The following is a 20489-nucleotide window of genomic DNA, read 5'->3' on the forward strand; positions in this document are numbered from 1 at the left end:
GCTTGCTCGCCCCCACAGGGGGTTGTGGTGCAAACACGGGACCAACCGACCAGCAACACGGCGTTATCGCCAGTCTTTGCTACGCTTTTTCCCCGGCGCAATGACGCACGGGAGGCGTCCCATGAATTATTTCCTGGCCCAGGCCCTGAACAACCAATGGGCCAATCACAGGCTGCTGGACGCCTGCGCACAGCTGAACACCGTGGAGTACGAGGCCTACCGCACCAGTTTCTTCCCCTCCATCCAAGCCACGCTGTGCCACATACTGGAAGTAGATCGCTATTACCTCACCGCCCTCAAAGGCGATGTCCTGGGCCAGGAGCGGGATTTTTCCGAGATGCTGGCGTTCAACCAGCTCAGGGAAAGCCAGGACCGGACTGACCGACAACTGGCGGCATTCTGCAAAAACCTCAGGTACGAGGACCTTACCCGTTCCGTCGATCTGGTGCGCGCCGACAGTCGGGTTCGCGAACGGATCGACCGCTTACTGCTGCACCTGTTCGAGCACCAGATCCATCACCGCGGCCAGGTCCACACCATGCTCAGCGCCACCCACGTCGAACCGCCGCAGCTCGACGAGTTTTTCCTCGATTGCGACCGCCGCTTCCGCGAAGAGGAGGAACAGTTGCTGCAACTCGACGAGCAGCGGGTCTGGCGAGAGTACCAGCCCGATTGAATCGATAACCCAGGAGACCTTGCAATGAACCTGATCTTTCGTTGCATCGGCTTGTCCACGATGCTGGTCGCCACCGCCGCCCTTGCCCACCATGGCTGGAGCGAATACGACGCCAGCAAGCCACTGACGCTCGAAGGTACGATCAAGGAGTCCGGTTACTCCCACCCCCACGGGACCGTGCGCCTGCAAACAACGGAAAAGACGTGGTTCGTCGTGCTCGCGCCGCCTTCTCGCATGGAAAATCGGGGGCTGACCAAAGACATGCTCAAAGCCGGTAACCGGGCCACCGTGGTCGGCTACGCCAATAAAAACAAGCCTGACGAGCTTCGCGCCGAACGCATCACCATCGACGACAGAACCACCGAGCTGCGCTGATGCAGGTCACTGGCCCGGTCGCGCAAGGCTGGATGGACCGATTGGGCGACTCGCCCCTGGCCTCGGCCATGCGCAGCGAGCTATGGCTCTATCCATTGGTGGAAGTGCTACACATCATCGGGTTCTCGATACTGGTGGGCGCGGTGGTGATGTTCGATCTGCGCGTCCTCGGGCTGTCCAGGGACATCGCCGTGACCGCACTGGCTCGCCATCTGCTGCGATGGGCCGTCGGGGCCCTGCTGTTGATCGTGCCTGCCGGCTTGATGATGTTCAGTGCGCACCCTCATGATTTCGCCAGCAACAACGTGTTCATTCTCAAGCTGTGCCTGATCGCGGCGGCAGGCGTCAATGCCCTGCTGTTCCATCTGGTGCCCTACCGCTCCGTCCAGCAATGGAATACCCACGTCACGGCGCCGAGCCTGGCCAAGCTCCAGGCGTTGCTGTCCGTGGCGTTGTGGATCGCGGTGATCGGCTGCGGGCGCTTGCTGGCCTACACCTGAACGAGCATTGAAAAAAAGGCGATGGCCGCTTCCGGCCATCGCCAAATCGCCCACTTCAGGCGCCGTCAGATCCGTGCGGGTGACACGATGATTTTCACGTTGTGTTCCTTGTTGTTTACCAACTCCTCGAAGCCCTGGCCGACGATTTCTTCCAACTGGATGCGCCCGGTCACCAGCGGCGAGATGTCCAGGCGTCCGTCGGCGATGAAGGCAATCACGTCGGCGAACTCACCGTTGTAGGCCAATGCGCCCAGCACCTGCTTCTCGGTTGAAACCAGTTCGAAGAAGTTGAACTCGCTCGGTTCTTCGAAAATCCCCACCAACACGCATTTGCCCGCCTTGCGGATCAGGTCGATGGCGAACTTGGCGGTGTGCTTGTTGCCGATGCACTCGAAGCTGACATCGGCGCCCAGGCCGCCGGTCAGGCGCCGAACTTCGGCCAGGGCGTCGCACTCATTGGGATCGATCACATGGCTGGCCCCGACTTCCAGGGCCTTGGCCTTGCGCGCGCCGGACATTTCCAGGGCGATGACCTGGGCCGCGCCGGCCGCCTTGGCGCACATGATCGTGCACAGGCCGATGGTCCCGGCGCCGACCACCACGACGTTCTGGCCAAGCAAACTGCCGGCCTTCTTCACTGCGTGCATGCCCACCGCCAGCGGTTCGATCAACGCGCCGGCCTCGGCAGGAAAGTTGGCCGGCAGTTTGTACAGCAGGTTGGCCGGGACATTGACCAGCTCCGCAAACGCACCGTTATTCATGAGCCCGGTAAAAGCCAGGTTCTCGCAGATGTTGTAGAGCCCATGGGTGCAGTAATAGCAGGTGCCGCAATGCTGGCAGGCATCGGCGGCCACTGGTTCGCCGACGTTGAAACCTTCGACGCCCTCGCCCAGCTCGACGATCTCGCCGCAGAACTCATGGCCGAGGATGCACTGGCCCTTGATCCCGGTCAGGGGGTGTGGCGCGTCCACCGGGATGAACACCGGCCCCGCCACGTACTCGTGCAGGTCCGAACCGCAGATGCCGCACCACTGCACGCGGATCTGCACCCAACCGGCGGGCGGTGAAACCGGCAGCGGCACGTCTTCGACGCGGATGTCATTACGGCCATGCCAAACGGCGGCGCGCATGCTGCGGGTCGGCTTGATTGAAGCGTTCATAGCGTTACCTCCAGGATTTTTCATAGGGCGACGACTCAACCGCCGCCCGCTGGTTCAGTGCTGTCCGATGAACTCGATAATCAATCGATTGACCTGCTCGGCCGCCTCCATCTGCACCATGTGGCCCTGGCCCGGCAGCACTTCGACCTGGGCACTCAACCCTTCGGCGTGGACCGCCGGGATGATGGCGTCATCACTGCCCCAGATCACCAGGGTCGGGACATGGCCGGCCTGCACCACCTCGCGTAGCTCCACTTGCTGGCGGCCGTCCTTGAACAAGTTCTCTGCCAATTGGCGCAGGGCCACGTCCACACCCTCCAGGCGCTTGTACTTGAGCATGTCGTCGAGCATCTGCCGGTTGACCAGCTCGGCATTGGAGAACAGTTGCACCAGCTGTGGCTTGAGGGCGTTGCGGTTGGCGGCGTCGACGAAGCCTTGCAAGTAACTGCCGTTGATCTGGGCGCCCAGGCCGGCGCTGCCGATCAGGGTCAGTGAGCGCAAGCGCTGCGGCATCAAGCGCGCGGCATTCAGCGAAACGGCCCCGCCCATGGAATGCCCGACCAGATGGGCCGCGTTGATGTCCAGATGATCGAGCAAGGCCAGCACCACACCGCTCAGCTCGTCGAGGTCACCGCGCTCCAGGGTTTTCGCCGATTCGCCATGCCCTGGCAGGTCCAGGGCAATCACCCGGCGCCCAGCGGCCAAGGCTTCATGGTTGAACAGCCAGTTGTTGAGATCACCACCAAAACCGTGCACCAGCACCAGCGGCGTACCGCCCTCGCCGCGCTCGAAATAGCGGATCAGCCGACCGTCCACCTCGACTTTCTGCGGTTTCGGGCCGCTGTCCTCGTCAGCCGCGTCGCCAGGCACGAAATTGGATTGGAACTGCTCGATGACCGCGTCGATGTCGGCGTCGCTGGCTTCGCCTTCGACGACGATGCCGAGCAAGGCGCCGACCGGCAGGGTTTCATCCTGGCGCGCCACCTGGCGGCGCAATACGCCGGAAAATGGCGCCTCGACGCTGCTGGAGATCTTGTCGGTCTCGACGTCCATCACTTCATCGCCTTTGGTGATGGCCTGGCCTTCTTCCTTGAGCCAGGCATCGACCCGGCCCTCGGTCATCGACAGGCCCCACTTGGGCATGGTCAGGGTAAAAATCTGGCTCATCAGTGCTTGCTCCACTCGATCACGTTGAGCACGGCTTGCTCGATTTTTGCCGCGTCGGGGATGTACAGGTCTTCCAGGGAGTCGGAAAACGGCACCGGCGTGTGCGGCGCGGTGACCATCTCGATCGGTGCCTTGAGCGCGCCAAAGGCCTTTTGCGCCACCAGCGCCGAGATGTCGGTGGCCATGGAGCAGCGCGGGTTGGCCTCGTCGATCACCACCAGGCGTCCGGTTTTCTCGACGCTTTCAAGGATGCTGTCCTCGTCCAGCGGGCTGGTGGTGCGCAGGTCGATGACTTCGCAGTCGATGCCACGTCCGGCCAGGTTGCGTGCCGCATCCATCGCGGTGTTGACCAACCGCCCGTAGGACACCAGAGTCACGTCCTTGCCGTCGCGCAGGAAGTTGGCCTCGCCGAACGGCACGGTGTAGAGCTCTTCCGGCACCTCGCCCTGCATGCTGTAAAGCAACTTGTGCTCGCAGAAGATCACCGGGTCGTTATCGCGAATGGCCTGGATCAGCAGACCCTTGGCGTCATAGGGCGATGACGGACACACCACTTTCAGTCCCGGAATGTGTGTCCACAACGAAGTGAGCATCTGCGAATGCTGGGCCGCGGCGCGCAGGCCGGCGCCGACCATGGTGCGAATGACCAGGGGCGTGGACGCCTTGCCGCCGAACATGTAGCGGAATTTCGCCGCCTGGTTGAGGATCTGGTCCAGGCAGCACCCGGCGAAATCGACGAACATCAGTTCGCACACCGGGCGCACGCCGCAGGTGGCGGCGCCGACCGCCGCGCCGACATAGCCGATTTCCGACAGCGGCGTGTCCAGCACCCGCCCGGGGAATTGGTCGTAAAGCCCCTTGGTGACGCCGAGCACGCCGCCCCAGGCATCGTTTTCACCGGGTGCGCCAGCGCCGCCGGCCACGTCTTCACCCATGATGAACACGCTGGAGTCGCGACGCATTTCCTGGGCCAGGGCTTCGTTGATTGCCTGCTGATAGCTGATTTTTCTCGCCATGATGGGATTCTCTCTTGTTGTTTTCAGGGGCGTTCAGGGGTAGCTGACGTAGACGTCGGTCAGCAGGTCGGACGCCGCCGGCTTGGGATCGGACTTGGCCTTGTACACGGCATTTTCGATCAGCATTTCCACCTCTTTGTCGATCTGGTCCAACTGCTCGACGGTGAGCAGCCCGGCCCGTGTGGTGCGCTCGCGGAACTGCATCAGGCAGTCCTGGTTTTCGCGGAAATGCTTGACCTCGTCGGGTGCGCGATAGGTCTGGGCGTCGCCTTCGAAGTGGCCGTAGTAGCGGGTCAGCTTGACCTCGATCAGCGACGGCCCTTCCCCGGCACGGGCGCGCTCGACGGCGGCCCCGGCGGCTTCATGGACGGCGAAGAAGTCGAAGCCATCGACGGTCACGCCGGGCATGCCGAAGCCGGCGGCGCGGTCGGCGATGTGGTCGCAGGCCACTGACCAATTGGACGCGGTGGCTTCGGCGTAGCCATTGTTTTCCGCGATGAACAGGCATGGCAGGTTCCACACCGAGGCCATGTTCATGGCTTCGAACACTGCGCCTTCGTTGGAACCGCCGTCGCCGAAAAACACCACGGCGACGCTGTCGGTGCCCTTGAGCCGAGCCGCCAGGGCAGCGCCGACGACCAGTGGCGCACCGGCGCCGACGATGCCGTTGGCGCCGAGCATGCCTTTTTCGAAATCGGCGATGTGCATCGAGCCGCCCTTGCCTTGGCAGACGCCGGTTTTCTTGCCGTAGATCTCGGCCATCATCCCGTACACATCCACGCCCTTGGCGATGCAATGGCCGTGGCCACGGTGGTTCGAGGCAATGCAATCGTCGTCCCCGAGATGGGCCATGACGCCCGCGGCCGAGGCTTCTTCGCCGGCATACAAGTGGACGAACCCGGGGATCTCCCCCGTGGCGAATTCCACGTGCAGGCGCTCTTCGAAGGCGCGGATGGTGCGCATGACTTGATAGGCGTGCAGTAATTGATCATGGTTGAGCGATGTCGACATTTTTATTCTCCAGGCGTGTCTTCTTGAAGGTTCGAGGGGTGTTGCGGGTGCTCGCGACCAATGGCCAACAAGCGCTGTTGCGCGGCGTAGGTGAGCACCGCGTTGACGTCGATGCTCAGCGGGCCGCCGGCATCGAGGGTGACCGTGGGCCGGTCATGGACGTTGAATTCGATTTCCCGCTCGCCATCCAGGGCCAAGGTGCCGGCGGACAGCGACAAGCCATGGGCGACGCCGGGCTCCAGAGGCCCGGCGGCGAGCACCCCACAGCCTTGCAACAGGCCCGGGGCGAGCGGCACCAGCAGCGCTTCAGGGGATTGCGGATCCAGGCGCATCCAGGCCCCGCCCGGAGCCTGGCGGGACACCGGAAACCACAAGCCGCACAACGCCGACAGGCCAATGGATTGAGGTTCGGCGAAGGTCACGAACACTTCGGCCAGGTCTTGCGCGCGGCTGATCGCCCTCGCGCCGACAAAGCGCAGCGGCGACACGGCAACGTCCACCAGAGCGACTTCCCGCAAACCACGCCCGGCGTCGCAAACCAGCAAGCGCTTGTTGCGACGCAGACCGACCTCGTCTGGAATTCGCCCGCTGGCGTACAACCCGCCGGCCAGCCCGGCGCTGGTGGCTTCGCGCAATTCGGGGAAGGCATTGTTGGTGCCGGTGGACAGGGTCAACAGAGGAGTGTCGCCCACTTCGGCGGCGACAGCCTTGTGGGTGCCGTCGCCGCCGAGCACGGCGATCAGCGTCACCTCGCGCTCGGCCATCAGGCGCGCGGCGCGGCGGGTGTCTTCGACGGTCTGGCGCAGGGTCAGGTCGAGAAACTCCAGGGCCGGCCAATGGCTACTGCGGGCCTGGCGGCTGTGGCTGTTCTTCAGCACGGCGGCGGCCATGCCGATCATGTCGGTGGGCATCAACACCTGCTCGATGCCGGTGGCGCCAAACGCCGCCAGCAAGCGCTGGATCACCGAGACCTTGTCGGTGCTGGAGAACAATCCGGCATTGGCGGTCAACCGCCGCACGTCACGGCCCGACGCGGGGTTGGCGATGATGCCGACGGTGAGCGGACGGCGGCTCATGGCGCCACCGTGGCGGGAACAGTCAACGGGCTTGGCGTGCAAGTCATAGGCACCTCTTTTTATTATTGGAAGCCCAACGGGTGGGTCCAAGGCCTAGAGCAAGGGCGGTGCCAATAGCCGGAAACTGGACGCTAACGCCCGAGCCAGAGCGCTTGCGGCGCTCCGCTGCAAGCATTGGCCATAGGCCCGGTGAGACGCCACATGCCAGCCTGCACGACCTAACCGCGAGACGTTGAGACGTGGCGTCTCACCGGGTTGCCTGCGCTCCGTCGGGCTTGTCTGCGCCCGGCGATCAGCGCTTAATGTGCCGACAATGACAAGAAGCTGAACCGGAGGCCCCTATGCTTTCCGCTCACTCCAGGGCGCACGTGGATTGCATCAGCCGCGTGCTGAAGAACGCCGCCCAACTGCCGCAGCTGCCCGTGCCGGACCTGATCCTCGATTCCTGGCGCCGCTCCATGGAGCAACATCACCTGGACCCCGGCTCGCTGCAGGGCCCACGGATCCTGTCCCACGACGTGCTCAAGCAATGCCGCGAGCGCTCGGAACTGTTCCTCAATATCGCCAGCGACGAAGTGGCGCGCCTGCACGGCCGGGTGCGCGATGCCGACTATTGCGTGCTGCTGACCGATGCCCAGGGCCAGACCATCGATTACCGGGTGGAAACCACCCTTCGCAACGACTGCCGCAAGGCCGGGCTCTACCTGGGTACGTGCTGGTCGGAAGGCGAAGAAGGCACATGTGGCGTGGCGGCGGTACTCACGGCCAAGACTGCGGTGACGGTGCACAAGCGTGATCACTTTCGCGCGGCATTCATTGGCCTGACCTGCTCCGCCGCGCCGGTCTTCGATCCGCAGGGCGAGCTGCTCGGCGTGCTGGACGTCTCGGCGGTGCGCTCGCCGGATGATCGACGTTCCCAGCACCTGATCCGGCAAATGGTGGTGCAGAGCGCCCGGGAGATCGAACAGGCGTTTTTCATGAGCAGCGCCCAGGGTTACTGGGTGTTGCGGGCCCATCGCAACGCCGGGTACGTCGACAGCCAGCCGGATCTGCTGCTTGCCTGGGACGACGATGGCTGCCTGCAAGCCCTGAACCCGGCGGCGCGCCAATACTTGATGCAACGCTACGGCCAGTTGCCTCGCCACATCAGCCAGGTTTTCGACCCGCAATTGCTGCACCGGGCCCGGGATGAAAGCCTCTACCCACTCGATGTCGATTTGCATGGCCGCCTGAGCGCGCCACGGCGCCGGGCCAAGCCTCGCCAGCGCGTCGCGATGACTCCCACCGAACTCGATCCACGCCTGGCCGACAGCCTGAACCTGGCGGTGCGGGTCAAGGATCGCAACCTGCCGGTGCTGATCCAGGGCGAAACCGGTTCCGGCAAGGAGGTCTTCGCCCGCCAGTTGCACCAGGCCAGCCAGCGCCGCGATCGGCCCTTCGTGGCCTTGAACTGCGCGGCCATACCGGAAAGCCTGATCGAGAGTGAGCTGTTCGGCTACGTCGCCGGTGCCTTCACCGGGGCCTCGGCCAAGGGCATGCAGGGTCTGTTGCAGCAGGCCGATGGCGGCACGCTGTTCCTCGATGAAATCGGGGACATGCCGCTCGCCTTGCAAACCCGCCTGTTGCGGGTGCTGGCCGAAGGCGAAGTGGCGCCACTGGGGGCTTCAAGGCGCAAGGCCGTGGACATCCAGGTGATCTGCGCCACCCACCGCGACCTGGAGGCGCTGGTGGCGGCCGGCGAGTTTCGCGAGGATCTGTATTTCCGTCTCGGCGGCGCCCGCTTCCAGCTGCCGCCGCTGCGCGAACGCACCGACCGGCTGGCGTTGATCAACCGAATCCTTGAAGAAGAGTCGGCGCTGTGCGGCGGTGCGGTGCGACTGAGCGGCGCCGCGCTGGAATGCCTGCTGGGTTATCACTGGCCGGGCAATGTCCGCCAGTTGCGGCATGTGCTGCGCTATGCCTGCGCGGTGTGCGAGGCGAGCGTGATCCAGCTTAGCCACTTGCCTGAGTCATTGCACATCACGGACGCCGCCGATCATGGGCCGGAGCCCAGCGCCAGCCCTGAACGCCAGGCGTTGCTGGACGCCCTGGTGCGTCATCGCTGGAAACCCACCCCGACGGCCCGGGCGCTGGGCATTTCCCGGGCGACCCTGTATCGACGGGTGCATCAGCACGGGATCGAGATGCCCGGCAGGCGTCCTGACGCTGTTCACTAAAGGTCGCCAGACAGCTGTGGCGAGGGAGCTTGCTCCCGCTCGGCTGCGAAGCAGTCGTAAAACCGAAGAATGCGATGTATCTGAAGCTCTGCATTCGGCAGGTATGGGGCCGCTTAGCGGCCCAGCGGGAGCAAGCTCCCTCGCCACGGGATCGTCTTTTTCTCAAGTGAACGGTATTACGGCAGGAACCCGGGCTGATGGCTTATCGTCGCGCCAGCTCATGGCGCACGCATTGTTCGTAGTAGGTCTGCTTGACTGCGGCAGGTTTGAGCCGCGAGGTGCTGTTGTAGGTCTGTTCGGTGATGCCCAGGGCGGTCATGCGCATCCAGGGCCGGGGAAACTTGCGCACCTGCAGTTTCTTGCGCGCCCCATACAGGCTCACTCCGGACAGCTTGGACGCCTGCGCTCCAGCGGCAATGTCCGAACCCCAGCGACACACCGATTGCTGGTTTGCCGTCAGCGCCCTGGCTTGGGCTTCATGCGAAACGGCGGCCATGAGCATGGCCGCCGCGAACCAGATAGAAACACGCATAGGTTTGTCGTCCAACTTTCTGAAATGAAAGGAGTTTGACCTCAACTTATGGAGCAAGGGGCCAGCATTGGCGCGCCGTTCTCAAGCCTATGTCTATTCGTACAAACAACTTTATATAGACACTATAATCTCTTGATAAATAGGATCTTTATCCAGCCTTCGCCTCTTGTAGCAATCGCTGGATCACCTGTTCCTGTTCGCCATACCGCCCTTCGCCGAAGTGGCTATAGCGCACCTGCCCCTTGGCATCGATGAAGTAATGGGCCGGCCAGTACTGGTTGTTGAAGGCACGCCAGATCGCATAGCGGTTATCGATGGCCACCGGATATTGGATGTCCAGCTTGCGCACCTGTGCGCGTACGTTGTCGATGATCTTTTCGTAGCCGTATTCCGGGGTATGAACGCCGATGACCACCAGCCCGTCCTTTTCGTATTTCTTCGCCCACTCGTTCACATACGGCAGCGTGTGCTGGCAGTTGATGCAGTCGTAGGTCCAGAAATCCACCAGCACCACTTTGCCCCGCAACGACTCGCTGCTCAGCGGCGGCGAGTTGAGCCATTGCACCGCGCCGTCCAGCGAAGGCATGGCGCCTTGGGCTTCGAGGTCCGGCATGGCGCTCGCGCTGGCCTTGCTCACCACATAGTCGATGGCTTTGGGCACGCTCTTCAACAGGCTTTTTTCCAGGCTGGCCGACTGTTGCGACGACGTCGCGGCCAATAACCGGTCATCCGCCCCAGTGCCGATCGCCACGGCGGCCAGCAACACCAGTGCCCCAGTGGCGCGGCGCAGCCAGGCGGTGATCGGCAGCGAGAGTTTCAACCGACCGATCAGGCCTCGACCGGCGAGGATCAGGGTACCCAGCGACAAGGCGCTGCCCAGGCCGTAGGCGAACAGCAACAGGCTGGTCTGGGCGCTGGCGCCTTGCAGCATGGCCCCGGTCAGGATCACGCCGAGGATCGGCCCGGCACACGGCGCCCAGAGCAACCCGGTGGCGACACCGACCGACACTGACGCCAGAGGCCCGCCCATCCGCCCGGCACCGGTGTCAAGACGGTTGCCCAGGCTGACCAGCGGCCGCGCCAACCAAGTGCCCACCCGGCTGAACATCAGCGACAGCGCAAACAGCACCATCACCACCAAGGCGACCTGCCGGCCGACGCTACTGGCGCGTATCACCCATTCGCTGCTGGCCACCGCCAGGCTGGACACCAAGGCAAAGGTCAGCACCATGCCGGCGAGCGTCAGCAACACCGAACGGCGCGATTGATTGGCCCGGGCGAACAGGAACGGCACCACCGGGAGGATACAAGGGCTGAGGATCGTCAGGATCCCGCCGAGAAATGCGATCAGAAGCATGGCAACACCTCAATATAAAAGGCTGGCGAAGGTCAGTTCTGGTTGGTGCAGTTATCGGAGAGCTTGCGGTAATCCAGCGCCTGCTCATGGCCCGCCGAGTCCAGGTAGGTCATGTGGGCGTTGACCACGCCACAGGCTGGCTGCGGGTCTTCGCTCAGGGACAGCACTTTGCGTACATCCAGGTGTGTGCCGTAGGTGTAGGTGTGCGCCGGCGCGGTGCTTTCGGCCCGGGCCGACAGGGTGCAGATGTTCAGCGCGGCGAACAGGCAGGCGGCGTAGATGGCTTTGGTGTTCATGGTGCGGTCCTCGATTCAATGGGTGTTTGTCGCAGAGGCCGGTTGTGTCGCCTCGATGGATGCCATTGAATGCCCCCCACGTATCGCGCCTGTATCGAGCAGGTGGCTTTTTGCATCGCTGTGTATCCGCCACGCGCCAGATACACTGCAATACAAACCGTCGCGAGCCAGGCCGGCTGCTGGCTGTAGACTGACCCACACCAAAACGCCAAGGGGCAGAACACCATGGATCATGTCGATCATGTGCTGATCGTGGATGACGATCGCGAGATCAGGGAGCTGGTAGGCAACTACCTGAAAAAGAACGGTTTGCGCACCACCGTGGTCGCGGATGGCCGGCAAATGCGCGCCTTTCTGGAGACCACTCCGGTGGACCTGATCGTGCTGGATATCATGATGCCCGGCGACGATGGCCTGGTGTTGTGCCGGGAGCTGCGGGCCGGCAAGCACAAGGCCACGCCTGTCCTGATGCTCACCGCTCGCAACGACGAGACCGACCGCATCATCGGCCTGGAAATGGGCGCGGACGATTACCTGGTCAAGCCTTTCGCCGCCCGGGAGCTGTTGGCGCGGATCAACGCCGTGCTGCGCCGCACGCGCATGTTGCCGCCTAACCTTGTGGTCACCGAGAGCGGGCGCCTGCTGGCGTTTGGCCGTTGGCGGCTGGATACCACCGCTCGCCACCTGCTGGACAGCGACGGCACCATGGTGGCCCTGAGCGGCGCCGAATACCGCTTGCTCCGGGTATTCCTCGACCATCCACAGCGGGTACTCAACCGCGACCAGTTATTGAACCTGACCCAGGGCCGTGACGCGGACCTGTTCGACCGCTCCATCGATTTGTTGGTCAGTCGCCTGCGCCAACGCCTGTTGGACGACGCCCGCGAGCCGGCGTACATCAAGACGGTACGCAGTGAAGGTTACGTGTTCTCGCTGCCGGTGGAGATCCTCGAGGCCTCGGTATGACCCTGTCTCTGCGGTGGCCGCGTACCCTCGCCTCGCGCTTGTCGTTGATTTTCCTGATCGGTCTGGTCCTGGCCCAGGGTTTGTCGTTTGGCGTCCAATACTACGAACGCTACGAGAGCGCCAAGAACACCATGCTCGGCAACCTGGAGACTGACGTCTCGACGTCCGTGGCGATCCTCGATCGCCTGCCTGCCGCCGAACGCCCCGCGTGGCTGCCAAAGCTTGCGCGACGCAACTACGGCTATGTGCTTGATGAGGGCCAGCCTGGCATGCCGATGCTCCCGGACAACGCGCCGATATCGGTCAGCTCGATCCAGGAAGCCTTGGGCGAAGCCTATGCCCTGACCTACAACCAGATCCCGGGACCGAAGATGCACTATCAGGCGCACCTGCGCCTCAAGGACGGCAATCCGCTGACCATCGACGTACGTCCGGCGATGGCACCGCTGTCGCCCTGGCTGCCGGTGGTCTTGCTGGGGCAATTGGCGCTGCTGATCGGCTGCACGTGGCTTGCCGTGCGCATCGCCATCAGCCCCCTCACCCGTCTGGCCCAGGCCGTCGAAACCCTGGACCCCAACGCCCACGGCGTGCGCCTGGACGAAAAAGGCCCGACCGAGGTGGTACATGCGGCCAAGGCCTTCAATGCCATGCAGGACCGCATCGCCGCCTATCTGAAGGAGCGCATGCATCTGTTGGCTGCGATCTCCCATGATCTGCAGACCCCCATCACCCGCATGAAGCTGCGGGCCGAATTCATGGATGACGGCATCGAAAAAGACAAACTTTACAGCGACCTGGGGGAAATGGAGCACCTGGTGCGTGAAGGCGTGGCCTACGCCCGCAGCATCCATGGCGCCACCGAGGCCAGTTGCCGGATCAGCCTGGACGCGTTTCTCGACAGCCTGGTGTTCGACTACCAGGACACCGGGCAGGACGTGCAGCTGTCCGGCAAGAACGCCGCGATCATCGATACCCGTCCCCACGCATTGCGCCGGGTGCTGGTCAACCTCGTGGATAATGCGTTGAAGTTCGGCGGCGCGGCGCAGATCCAGGTCCTGCCCGCCTCGAACGGGCAGTTGGCGATCCGGGTATTGGACCGTGGCCCCGGCATCAGCGAGCAGGAACTGGCCGAAGTGCTCAAGCCGTTCTACCGGGTGGAAAGCTCGCGCAACCGGGAAACCGGTGGCACCGGCCTGGGTTTGGCCATAGCCCAGCAACTGGCGAATGCCATGGGCGGTTCGCTGACCTTGAGCACCCGTGAGGGCGGTGGGCTGTGCGCTGAGCTGCGGTTGGGTTGCGATACCCAGGTCTGAAGACTACTGAATCCCTTGTGGATATCCCTTGTGGGAGCGAGCCTGCTCGCGAAGACGGCGGCACATCCAACGCTGATGTAGCTGACACACCGCTTTCGCGAGCAGGCTCGCTCCCACAAGGTCATGTGCAAGGTTCGGTATCGGGGTTTGTATATCAGTGTGTCAACCACCACGCCGCATACACAAACTTGCACACCGGCCCCCTTCCCGACACACCCCGCTTACACCCACTTGAAAGACTCCTTCTATTCCCGGCCACCACGATGCCGGGCCATCCAAGGAGCTTCCCCATGCCTACCGCCACCGCAACGCCGCCTGCTTTCCGTTACCAGGGCTGGTCGCTGTTCAGCCTGCTTGCCGCCCTGGTATTGCTGATGACCGTGCTGGTCCTGATCATCAATCCAGACCTCACAGAAGGCGTGCGCAGTGCCATTCGCGCGACCGCCCGTTCGTCCTTCGTCCTGTTCCTGCTGGCCTTTACAGCGTCGGCGTTCGCCGTGCTGGTGCCCTCGCCCCTGAGCAAATCCCTGGTGCGCGAACGGCGCTTCATCGGGCTGGCCTTTGCCTTTTCCCATTTAGTCCACGCCGCATTGATCTACTGGTACGGCCAGCTCAACACCGAGTTCTGGCCCGGCCGGACCACCCTTGGCAACGTGCCCGGCACCGTGGGCTACGTGTTTATCCTGCTGCTGGCCCTGACTTCGTTCAAAAGCACCACGCGGCTGATCGGCGCCACCGCCTGGAAGCGCCTGCATACCACCGGCATGTGGGTACTGGCGGCGATCTTTGCCTATTCCAATTTCAAGCGCATTCCGATGAGCGCCTGGTACGTGCTGCCCTTCGGCCTGATATGCGCCGCCACGGCGGTCCGCCTGGTGGGCAAGCTGGCCCAGGCCAACAAGCGTCAATCCCTGCAACGTGCGGCCTGAGCCGAGGAGATCAACCATGTACGCCTCTTTCTCGAAAGCCCTGAACGGCCTGCACCTGAACCTCGATCACGCCGGTTCGTGGCTCGCACCGCTGGGGCTGCGCCTGTTCCTGGCCTGGGAGTTCTTTGAATCCGGCCTGGAAAAATGGAACGGCCAGAACTGGTTCGCCGAGATCCAGTCGGCTTTTCCGTTCCCGTTCAACCATGTGCCGGCCAGTTGGAACTGGGAATTGTCGATGTGGGCGGAGCTGATCTGCGCCCTCGCCCTGTTGATCGGCCTGGGCACACGTGCCTCGGCGCTGGTGCTGATGATCGTCACCGTGGTCGCTACCGCCGCCGTGCACTGGCCGGCGGATTGGTCGAGCCTGGGCGAGCTGGCCCAAGGGTACGCGATCACCAACAAGGGCTACGGTAACTTCAAGCTGCCATTGATTTACCTGGTCGCATTGCTGCCGCTGCTGTTGCAGGGCGCCGGGCGGTTGAGCGTCGATGCGCTATTGAAGTCGTTGCTCCGGTCAAAAAAATCGAAACCTTGAAGGGCTTGAGTCGGTCCAGTCCTGTAAGAGCCATGGCGCTGCGTACCGCTGCCCAGCGGGCGCAACGCTCAAGACAGCCCATCAGGACGAGGAACAGACATGAGCATGACCGTCGGCGATTTTCTGGTTGAACGCCTTTATGAATGGGGCGTTCGGCGCATCTACGGCTATCCGGGCGATGGCATCAACGGTGTGTTCGGGGCTCTGAACCGGGCCAAGGGCAAGATCCGATTCATCCAGGCGCGGCACGAGGAAATGGCGGCCTTCATGGCCTGCGCCCATGCCAAGTTCACTGGCGAGCTGGGCGTTTGCATCGCAACCTCCGGCCCTGGGGCGTCGCATCTCATTACCGGCCTGTATGACGCGCGCATGGACCATATGCCGGTCCTGGCAATCTGCGGCCAGCAGGCCCGAAACGCCCTCGGCGGCCATTATCAGCAAGAACTGGACCTGCCCAGCCTGTTCAAGGACGTTGCAGGCGCGTTCGTCCAGCAAGCCAGCGCCCCGGCCCAGGTCCGCCACCTGCTCGACCGCGCGGTACGCACGGCGGTGGGTGAGCGTCGGGTCACCGCGCTGATCCTGCCCAACGACCTCCAAGACCTGGAATACACACCGCCGCCCCACAAGCACGGCACGCTGCATTCCGGCGTCGGCTACCGCAAACCCAAGGTCGTGCCCTACGAGGAAGACCTGCGCCGAGCGGCAGAGGTGCTCAATGCCGGCAAGAAAGTTGCCATCCTGGTGGGCGCCGGCGCCCTGCATGCAACGGACGAAGTGATCGCCATCGCCAACAAACTCGGCGCCGGCGTCGCCAAGGCCCTGCTCGGCAAAGCCGTGGTGCCCGATGAACTGCCATGGGTCACCGGCTCCATCGGGCTGCTGGGCACCGAGCCCAGCGACAACCTCATGGCCGGTTGCGACACCCTGCTGATGATCGGGTCCGGCTTTCCCTATGCCGAATTCCTGCCTGGCGAGGGCCAGGCGCGTGGCGTGCAGATCGACCTTAAGCCAGACATGCTCAGCCTGCGCTACCCCATGGAAGTCAACTTGCAAGGTGACAGCGCCGACACCCTGCGGGCCCTGTTGCCGCTGATCGAAGAAAAGACCGACCGAACCTGGCGCGAAAAAATCGAGAAATGGCGAGCGGACTGGGACAAGACCCTGGAAAAACGCGCCCTGGTCTCGGCCAAACCGATCAACCCGCAGCGCGTCACGTTCGAACTCTCGCCACGGCTGCCGGATCGCGCCGTCATCACCTGCGACTCCGGCTCCTGCGCCAACTGGTATGCGCGGGATGTCCAGATCCGTCGCGGCATGATGTGTTCACTCTCCGGCGGCCTCGCCTCCATGGGCGCCGCCGTGCCCTACGCCATCGCCGCCAAGTTCTGCCACCCGGATCGTCCGGTGATCGCGTTGGTCGGTGATGGCGCGATGCAGATGAACAACATGGCCGAATTGATCACCGTCGCCAAATACTGGCGCACCTGGACCAACACCACCTGGATCTGCGCGGTGTTCAACAACCAGGACCTGAATCAGGTGACTTGGGAACAACGAGTGATGGAAGGCGACCCGAAATTCGAGGCGTCCCAGGATATTCCCGACGTGCCCTATCATCTGTTCGCCGAGTCGATCGGCCTCAAGGGCATCCTCGTCGACCAGGAAAGCGACGTGGCGAGCGCCTGGGACCAGGCGTTCGCCGCCGAACGCCCGGTGGTGATCGAGTTCCGCACCGACCCCGACGTGCCTCCGCTGCCGCCGCACATCAAGCTGGAACAGGCGAAGAAGTTCGCCTCGACCTTGCTCCAGGGCGATCCGAACGAGCGCGGCATCGTGGTCGAGACCGCCAAGCAGGTGCTCGGCGCGTTGCTGCCCGGTCATCGCAAGGACAAAGAATAAGCATGGAGACTCGAGCGCGCCGTTATGAGCTGATCGGATCGATCGGCGGCGCCTATATGGGCGGCGATACCGCCAAGGCGTAGCACCTGAGGGCAGCTGCCGTTAAAAATGGTGCAACTGGTCAGCTATTTTCCACTTTCATTAAGTTAATCAGGCGGTCAGCCGATACAAAACTAGTGCGGGATGTCTCGCGTTCAGCTGATGGCTTGTTTTTATGAATGAAGATGCTGGCAATGGCTCCACGGTGATTTCCGGCGAGCGGCCTACCCGAAGTTTCACTCGCCGCACCTTTCCGGCCATCATGCTGTTGCTGTTCATCATGTCCGCGCTGGCCATCGCGGTATTGCTCAACATCACCCAGACCCAGGACGAACAGGCCCGTTCCCAGAGCCTGTTCTTTGCCCAACGGGCCGTCGACGGGATTCGTACCGGCATCGGCCGCGACCTGAGCGATTATTCCAAGTGGAGCGACGCCTACCGCCACCTGCACGTCGAAGTCGACAAAGACTGGGCCTACGACCAGGAAAATGTCGGCAGCAGCGTGTTCTCGCTGTATGGCTACCAGGCTGTGTTCGTGATTTCCCCGACCGGCAAGACGGTTTATTCGGTCATTGATGGTGAAATGAGCGAAGTGCACGCCGACACATGGCTGACTGGCAACCTGCGGGCACTCGCCAGAAAGGCCAGCGCCGCCGAGAATCGCGATGAAGTGATCGTCGAATTGCTCCATCACCAGGACGCGCCCGCCTTTGTCGCCGTCTCTGCCATCACCACCGGCACCGACAACAGCGTGGCTGAGATTCCTGGCCCGCCGAGCCTGCTTTTATTCGTCAAAGTCCTCGATACGGACGCGTTGCAGGACCTGGCACGAGACTTTGCCCTGCCGGACGCCCATATCGCCCATACCCCAGGCCCGAAAGACACCGCCCAGGTGCTGCTCAATGACCTGACCCGCGAAGCCCTGGCCTGGCGCCCCGCTACCCCTGGCAAGGATCTGCGTAAAGCCCTGTTGCCGTTGTTGGCGCTGGCGTTGCTGTTCCTGGGCGTCATGGCCCTCTTGGTATTGCGCCACGCCTTGGTCATGCTTCGTGCCCAGGAACAGCAGTACGTCAGCCTCCTGGCCCATCGCAAGGCATTGGAGCGCAGCGAGGAACGCTTTCGCGACATTGCCGAAGTGTCGTCAGACTGGCTGTGGGAAGTCGACTCGGCCGCAAACCTGACCTATCTGTCAGAACGCTTTGAACAGGTGACGGGCTTCAGCCCCACGCAATGGATCGGCAAACCGTTGCACCGGTTGCTGGAATCCCACAGCGGGTCGATCTCCATTGCCCATTGGCTGCTCGGCGGCGCCAACAGTGCCTCGTCTGCCCCTCTGCTGTGCGAGTACATTGCGCGTAACCAACGCATACGCACCTGCAAGCTTTCGGTACGGGCCATCGACGCCGGTAGCCAGGGCTTTCGTGGCACCGCCACCGACATTACCGATGAATTGCGCGCCCTGGCACAAATCAAGCACCTGTCCCAGCACGACCCGCTGACCGGGCTGGCCAATCGCAACCGTCTGTTCGATTGCCTCAGCGAACACCTGGACCAAGCGCAGAGCACACCATTGGCGCTACTGAACCTGGACATGGATCGATTCAAGCCGGTCAATGACTCCCTGGGCCATGCCGTGGGCGACAAAGTGCTCAAGGAAGTGGCTCATATCCTCCAGCAAAACGTTCGCAACAGCGATCTTGTGGCGCGACTGGGGGGCGACGAATTCGTCATCGTCATGCCCAACCCAGGCAGCGCAAGAGACCTCGATCAGCTCTGCGAGCGCTTGATCGACTGCATGCAGCGCCCCATGCACCTGGACGGCAATACGCTGTACCTGGGCGTGAGTATCGGCGTGGCGTGGTCGCACCCCCGTGACCCACGTGCCGAGGAACTGCTGCGCCAGGCTGACATTGCCCTGTATGCGGCCAAGGCCGCCGGCCGCAACACCTGGCGCATCTATGAAGAGGCCATGGGCAACGTCGCCCGTGACCGGCGCCGCTATGAACAGCAATTGCGCGACGCGATGCAGGAAGGCCAGCTCGAACTGCGTTACCTGCCACGCTTCGACGTGAATGCCGAGCAGTTGCATGGCTTTGAAGCCCAGGCTTTCTGGCACCATCCCGAACGCGGCGAACTGGGCGGCATCGACTTCATCCCGGTCGCCGAAGCGTCCGGGCAGTTGGAAGAGCTGGGCACCTGGATGCTGATCAACGCCTGCGAAGAAGCGACGAGCTGGCCCAACGCACTCAACGTTTCCCTGGCCGTTTCGCCTCGGTGGTTCAGCAGCAGTTTCCTGTTCAACCAGGTACACAAAGCCCTGGAGACCAGCGGTCTTTCCGCCCAACGCCTGACCCTGGAAGTGGCCGAAGGCGTACTGCTCACCGACCACAAGACCCTCGCCAATACCTTGCATGCCTTGAAGGCGCTGGGCGTACGGATCAACATCGACAAGTTCGGCACCAACATCGCTTCCCTCAGGGAAGTCCTCGACCAGCCATTCGACGGCATCCGCTTCGATCGCAATATCCTCACGCAATTGGGCCTGGAGCATGATCAGGAAGGCGTGCTGGCGATGATCCGGCTGAGCCGCAGCGTCGGGCTGATGGTCACCGCCGAGGGCATCGAGAATGCCCGGCAGTTCAGCCAATTGCGCAGCGTGGCGTGTGACCAGGTACAAGGGCCTTACTTCGGCGCGGCATTGGCTCGCTCGGAAATGGCCTCGTTCTTTACAACGCCGCGGTGGCTCTAGGCTTCATGGCTTTTGTTGGACTGACCGCAGAATGTTGGACGGTCTGTTTTCAGCACGCCGCTTAGGCACTGCCTAGCCTCCCGGACTCTGGCGAAAACTCACCGCCAATCGGTTCCAGCTGTTGATGGTGCTGATCGCCAGCGTCAGGTCCACCAGTTCCTCTTCGCTGAAGCTGGCGCTGGCCACGGCATAGACGTCATCGGGCACCTGGCTTTCAGCCAACAGGGTGACCGCTTCGGTCCAGGCCAGGGCCGCCCTTTCGCGTTCGCTGAAGAATCCGCTGTCGCGCCATACCGCCACGGCATACAGACGCCGCTCCGTCTCGCCCTGGCGGCGCGCATCCACCGAATGCATGTCGGTGCAGAAGGCGCAGCCATTGAGTTGCGAGGCGCGGATCTTGATCAGATGCTGCAGCGCCGGCTCGATGCTCAGGCGGCTGGTCAGCGCTTCCAGGCCAATCATTGCTCTCATCGCCCCGGGGGATGCGCTGTAGTAGTCAAGACGCGGGCTCATGGCGGCCTCCGTGGTGGTTGATGATTCCACGGTAGGACGTCGGCGCCGCCCGTGACAGGTCCAATCTGACGATAAACGCCCACGCAACTTCTCCGCGCCGGCGCATTGCGGGTAACCTTGCGTCCGCGGCCCTTGCCGTCATCGATTATCCGGGAGCCCGCAGG

Annotated in this window: 19 protein-coding genes; 10 read left to right on the plus strand and 9 right to left on the minus strand. The window is 63.0% G+C overall.

The genetic code is table 11. The features are described 5' to 3' along the window. Positions 1–121: 121 nt before the first annotated feature. From J3P81_RS13035 to J3P81_RS13045, 3 genes are read left to right on the plus strand one after another with little or no spacing between them, the layout of a single operon-like run. Entirely contained in the window at positions 122–676 is a 555-nt protein-coding gene (locus tag J3P81_RS13035) for a DinB family protein (protein WP_434558932.1), read from the plus strand. A 24-nt stretch (positions 677–700) separates the two neighbouring features. After that, positions 701–1051 (plus strand): DUF6152 family protein, encoded by a 351-nt coding sequence (locus tag J3P81_RS13040; protein ID WP_420763854.1) that lies wholly within the window; start codon positions 701–703, stop codon positions 1049–1051. Next, positions 1051–1551 (plus strand): DUF6644 family protein, encoded by a 501-nt coding sequence (locus J3P81_RS13045; RefSeq protein WP_420763853.1) that lies wholly within the window; start codon positions 1051–1053, stop codon positions 1549–1551. Before J3P81_RS13040 ends, J3P81_RS13045 begins: the two co-directional genes overlap by 1 nt. 65 nt (positions 1552–1616) lie before the next feature. On the opposite strand, the gene J3P81_RS13050 is transcribed toward J3P81_RS13045, so the two are convergent. From J3P81_RS13050 to J3P81_RS13070, 5 genes are all read right to left on the minus strand, one after another. Continuing rightward, a complete protein-coding gene (locus J3P81_RS13050; protein WP_434564108.1) occupies positions 1617–2681 on the minus strand; it encodes a 2,3-butanediol dehydrogenase in 1065 nt (354 codons plus the stop codon). An 84-nt stretch (positions 2682–2765) separates the two neighbouring features. Continuing rightward, positions 2766–3878 carry an acetoin dehydrogenase dihydrolipoyllysine-residue acetyltransferase subunit gene (locus J3P81_RS13055; protein WP_434558934.1) on the minus strand — a complete coding sequence of 371 codons (1113 nt, stop codon included), beginning with the start codon at positions 3876–3878 and terminating at the stop codon, positions 2766–2768. After that, entirely contained in the window at positions 3878–4894 is a 1017-nt protein-coding gene (locus J3P81_RS13060) for an alpha-ketoacid dehydrogenase subunit beta (protein WP_434558936.1), read from the minus strand. The genes J3P81_RS13055 and J3P81_RS13060 overlap by 1 nt, the downstream gene beginning before the upstream one ends. A gap of 33 nt (positions 4895–4927) precedes the next feature. Beyond that, entirely contained in the window at positions 4928–5905 is a 978-nt protein-coding gene (locus tag J3P81_RS13065; RefSeq protein ID WP_434558938.1) for a thiamine pyrophosphate-dependent dehydrogenase E1 component subunit alpha, read from the minus strand. A gap of 2 nt (positions 5906–5907) precedes the next feature. Further along, positions 5908–6981 (minus strand): ATP-NAD kinase family protein, encoded by a 1074-nt coding sequence (locus J3P81_RS13070; RefSeq protein ID WP_434558940.1) that lies wholly within the window; start codon positions 6979–6981, stop codon positions 5908–5910. Between the two features lie 341 nt (positions 6982–7322). Here J3P81_RS13070 and J3P81_RS13075 point away from each other — a divergent pair, with 341 nt between their 5' ends. Then, positions 7323–9197, plus strand: a complete 1875-nt coding sequence (locus J3P81_RS13075) for a sigma-54-dependent Fis family transcriptional regulator (RefSeq protein WP_434558942.1) — start codon at positions 7323–7325, stop codon at positions 9195–9197. 202 nt (positions 9198–9399) lie between these two features. Here the strand turns inward: J3P81_RS13075 and J3P81_RS13080 are convergent, their stop codons facing one another. From J3P81_RS13080 to J3P81_RS13090, 3 genes are all read right to left on the minus strand, one after another. Then, on the minus strand, positions 9400–9693 hold the full coding sequence (locus tag J3P81_RS13080) for a hypothetical protein (RefSeq protein ID WP_420764035.1): 294 nt from the start codon (positions 9691–9693) through the stop codon (positions 9400–9402). Between the two features lie 184 nt (positions 9694–9877). After that, positions 9878–11086 (minus strand): cytochrome c biogenesis protein DipZ, encoded by a 1209-nt coding sequence (locus J3P81_RS13085; RefSeq protein WP_434558944.1) that lies wholly within the window; start codon positions 11084–11086, stop codon positions 9878–9880. 32 nt (positions 11087–11118) lie between these two features. Next, complete coding sequence (locus J3P81_RS13090; RefSeq protein WP_434558946.1) at positions 11119–11382, minus strand: DUF2790 domain-containing protein; 264 nt, start codon at positions 11380–11382, stop codon at positions 11119–11121. A 225-nt stretch (positions 11383–11607) separates the two neighbouring features. Here J3P81_RS13090 and J3P81_RS13095 point away from each other — a divergent pair, with 225 nt between their 5' ends. The 6 genes from J3P81_RS13095 to J3P81_RS13120 all read left to right on the plus strand — a co-directional run bounded on the left by J3P81_RS13095 (position 11608) and on the right by J3P81_RS13120 (position 19812). Next, complete coding sequence (locus tag J3P81_RS13095) at positions 11608–12348, plus strand: response regulator (RefSeq protein ID WP_123344949.1); 741 nt, start codon at positions 11608–11610, stop codon at positions 12346–12348. Continuing rightward, entirely contained in the window at positions 12345–13661 is a 1317-nt protein-coding gene (locus tag J3P81_RS13100; protein WP_434558948.1) for an ATP-binding protein, read from the plus strand. The genes J3P81_RS13095 and J3P81_RS13100 overlap by 4 nt, the downstream gene beginning before the upstream one ends. Positions 13662–13951: 290 nt before the next feature. Further along, positions 13952–14590, plus strand: coding sequence for a ferric reductase-like transmembrane domain-containing protein (locus J3P81_RS13105; RefSeq protein WP_420763843.1), 639 nt, complete (start codon positions 13952–13954; stop codon positions 14588–14590). Between the two features lie 16 nt (positions 14591–14606). Further along, a complete protein-coding gene (locus tag J3P81_RS13110) occupies positions 14607–15125 on the plus strand; it encodes an HvfX family Cu-binding RiPP maturation protein (protein ID WP_434558950.1) in 519 nt (172 codons plus the stop codon). A gap of 99 nt (positions 15126–15224) precedes the next feature. Then, on the plus strand, positions 15225–17024 hold the full coding sequence (locus tag J3P81_RS13115; RefSeq protein ID WP_420763841.1) for a thiamine pyrophosphate-requiring protein: 1800 nt from the start codon (positions 15225–15227) through the stop codon (positions 17022–17024). A gap of 214 nt (positions 17025–17238) precedes the next feature. Continuing rightward, positions 17239–19812, plus strand: a complete 2574-nt coding sequence (locus J3P81_RS13120) for a bifunctional diguanylate cyclase/phosphodiesterase (RefSeq protein WP_434558952.1) — start codon at positions 17239–17241, stop codon at positions 19810–19812. 72 nt (positions 19813–19884) lie between these two features. Here the strand turns inward: J3P81_RS13120 and J3P81_RS13125 are convergent, their stop codons facing one another. Further along, positions 19885–20325, minus strand: coding sequence for a carboxymuconolactone decarboxylase family protein (locus J3P81_RS13125; protein ID WP_434558954.1), 441 nt, complete (start codon positions 20323–20325; stop codon positions 19885–19887). Positions 20326–20489 lie beyond the last annotated feature (164 nt).

The organism is Pseudomonas sp. R1-6, assembly GCF_051132115.1.
Lineage (GTDB): Bacteria > Pseudomonadota > Gammaproteobacteria > Pseudomonadales > Pseudomonadaceae > Aquipseudomonas.

Bases quoted from the DNA above. Each gene is read 5' to 3' on its own strand.
- J3P81_RS13035 (WP_434558932.1), top strand. From the start codon at position 122: ATGAATTATTTCCTGGCCCAGGCCCTGAACAACCAATGGGCCAATCAC.
- J3P81_RS13040 (WP_420763854.1), top strand. From the start codon at position 701: ATGAACCTGATCTTTCGTTGCATCGGCTTGTCCACGATGCTGGTCGCC.
- J3P81_RS13045 (WP_420763853.1), top strand. From the start codon at position 1,051: ATGCAGGTCACTGGCCCGGTCGCGCAAGGCTGGATGGACCGATTGGGC.
- J3P81_RS13050 (WP_434564108.1), bottom strand. From the start codon at position 2,681: ATGCGCGCCGCCGTTTGGCATGGCCGTAATGACATCCGCGTCGAAGAC.
- J3P81_RS13055 (WP_434558934.1), bottom strand. From the start codon at position 3,878: ATGAGCCAGATTTTTACCCTGACCATGCCCAAGTGGGGCCTGTCGATG.
- J3P81_RS13060 (WP_434558936.1), bottom strand. From the start codon at position 4,894: ATGGCGAGAAAAATCAGCTATCAGCAGGCAATCAACGAAGCCCTGGCC.
- J3P81_RS13065 (WP_434558938.1), bottom strand. From the start codon at position 5,905: ATGTCGACATCGCTCAACCATGATCAATTACTGCACGCCTATCAAGTC.
- J3P81_RS13070 (WP_434558940.1), bottom strand. From the start codon at position 6,981: ATGAGCCGCCGTCCGCTCACCGTCGGCATCATCGCCAACCCCGCGTCG.
- J3P81_RS13075 (WP_434558942.1), top strand. From the start codon at position 7,323: ATGCTTTCCGCTCACTCCAGGGCGCACGTGGATTGCATCAGCCGCGTG.
- J3P81_RS13080 (WP_420764035.1), bottom strand. From the start codon at position 9,693: ATGGCCGCCGTTTCGCATGAAGCCCAAGCCAGGGCGCTGACGGCAAAC.
- J3P81_RS13085 (WP_434558944.1), bottom strand. From the start codon at position 11,086: ATGCTTCTGATCGCATTTCTCGGCGGGATCCTGACGATCCTCAGCCCT.
- J3P81_RS13090 (WP_434558946.1), bottom strand. From the start codon at position 11,382: ATGAACACCAAAGCCATCTACGCCGCCTGCCTGTTCGCCGCGCTGAAC.
- J3P81_RS13095 (WP_123344949.1), top strand. From the start codon at position 11,608: ATGGATCATGTCGATCATGTGCTGATCGTGGATGACGATCGCGAGATC.
- J3P81_RS13100 (WP_434558948.1), top strand. From the start codon at position 12,345: ATGACCCTGTCTCTGCGGTGGCCGCGTACCCTCGCCTCGCGCTTGTCG.
- J3P81_RS13105 (WP_420763843.1), top strand. From the start codon at position 13,952: ATGCCTACCGCCACCGCAACGCCGCCTGCTTTCCGTTACCAGGGCTGG.
- J3P81_RS13110 (WP_434558950.1), top strand. From the start codon at position 14,607: ATGTACGCCTCTTTCTCGAAAGCCCTGAACGGCCTGCACCTGAACCTC.
- J3P81_RS13115 (WP_420763841.1), top strand. From the start codon at position 15,225: ATGAGCATGACCGTCGGCGATTTTCTGGTTGAACGCCTTTATGAATGG.
- J3P81_RS13120 (WP_434558952.1), top strand. From the start codon at position 17,239: ATGAATGAAGATGCTGGCAATGGCTCCACGGTGATTTCCGGCGAGCGG.
- J3P81_RS13125 (WP_434558954.1), bottom strand. From the start codon at position 20,325: ATGAGCCCGCGTCTTGACTACTACAGCGCATCCCCCGGGGCGATGAGA.